The organism is Paenibacillus sp. J31R109 (assembly GCF_059692055.1).
Window position 1 is genome coordinate 1 of sequence record NZ_JCAUAR010000048.1, and the last position, 1,620, is coordinate 1,620.

The window sequence follows — 1,620 nt, forward strand, 5'->3', positions numbered from 1 at the left end:
TCGAAAAAACAGCCATGACAATGTTCCATTGCCACCCCCTAGAATGAAAATGGTTTTATGCATCACGCAGCTGTTCTTAAAGTCTAGACCTTCTAAGTTCTCTCAATTCTGTCAAAACTAAAAGATACAAATCAAAGGACGTTCGAATATTGGGACTCGATCCTGTCGAAAAAACCGTCCTACTGCGCTTCGCGAGCACCGCCTATTGTAAACCCAATATTACGTGTATTAAATTACACCTTTCCGGGCGCATGATTTGTATAAATGTTGAGAGAGGGTTTAAGTATGGACGCTGTGAGAGGTTGTTGCGCAGGACTGGATGTTCATCAGAAAACGGTAGTTGCCTGTGTATTGAAAGGATCTTTAGAGCATAAACCGAAGAGCTACATTGAAACATTCGGAACAACAACCAAAGAGTTGCTGAAGCTTCAAGATTGGCTTGGTCAGCATGAATGTAAGGAAGTAGTTATGGAAAGCACGGGCGTGTTATGGAAACCAGTCTGGAATATTTTAGAAAGCACATGCGAGTTAGTGTTAGCTAATGCGAAGAGCGTAAAGAACATGCCAGGACGAAAAACAGATATAAAAGATGCTCAGTGGCTGGCTCAGTTGCATCGTAGTGGCTTAGTGCAAGCCAGTATGGTGCCTGATGAAGAAATTCGGGATTTAAGAGATCTAACACGTTACCGAAGAAAAATGATCCAAGCGCTCGCTTCAGAAAAGAATCGAATCCACAAAGTCCTACAGGATGCGAATATTAAGCTGACGACCTATGTGTCGGACATTTTTGGGGTTTCTGGGAGGGCGTTGCTGCAGAAGCTGATGAATGGAGAAGTAATGGAAGCGGAAGAAATTAGAACAGTAGTATATTCAAAGTTAAAACAAAAAGTACCCGATTTGGTAGAGGCGTTAAATGGCCGACTTCGAAAGCATCATCGTCATATGATCTCAGAGCATTGGGAACACATGGAGTACCTTGAGCAGAAGATTGAAAGACTGGGAACAGAAATAGAAAAGTTATTGGAATGTAATAAGGAGGCAGTAGAAAGGATAGATTCTATCCCAGGAATAGAAGCAAAAGCAGCGGGGGATATTTTTGCAGAGATAGGTCCGCATGTAGCGGAGTTATTTCCAAGTGATGCCCAGTTTGCGTCTTGGGCGGGACTCTGTCCGGGTAATAACGAAAGTGCGGGTAAGAAGAAACGATCAAAAACAGTACAAGGGAACAAACACATTAAATCGACACTGTGTCAGGTAGTATGGGCCAATAGTAAATCGAATAATCGAATTGGGCGATTTTTTCGACAGGTAAGGAAAAGAAGAGGAGACAAAAAAGCGAGTGTAGCTACGGCGCATCTTCTATCTCGAATCATCTATGCACTAATGAGAGATAAGACGTTATATAAAGAAGAAGACGCACCCATTGGCGGTGGTGCGCCTAAAGAAAAAACGCTAGAGTACTACATAAAACATATCCAGCAGATGGGATATCAAATTCAATTAAACAACCAAGGCGCAAACTAATTTTTTTCGGAAAAAGTTAGTTTTTCAGGTAGTGGGACTTTTTTTTGCCTATACGCATCATTATATCCAATTTGCAACATTTTATTTTCGTATTAA

General features: G+C 41.4%; 1 protein-coding gene. It reads left to right on the plus strand.

Annotated features, from left to right (window positions below; genetic code table 11):
- Positions 1–285 precede the first annotated feature (285 nt).
- Positions 286–1,524 (plus strand): IS110 family RNA-guided transposase, encoded by a 1,239-nt coding sequence (locus AC58QT_RS35975; protein ID WP_497413123.1) that lies wholly within the window; start codon positions 286–288, stop codon positions 1,522–1,524.
- Positions 1,525–1,620: the final 96 nt, after the last annotated feature.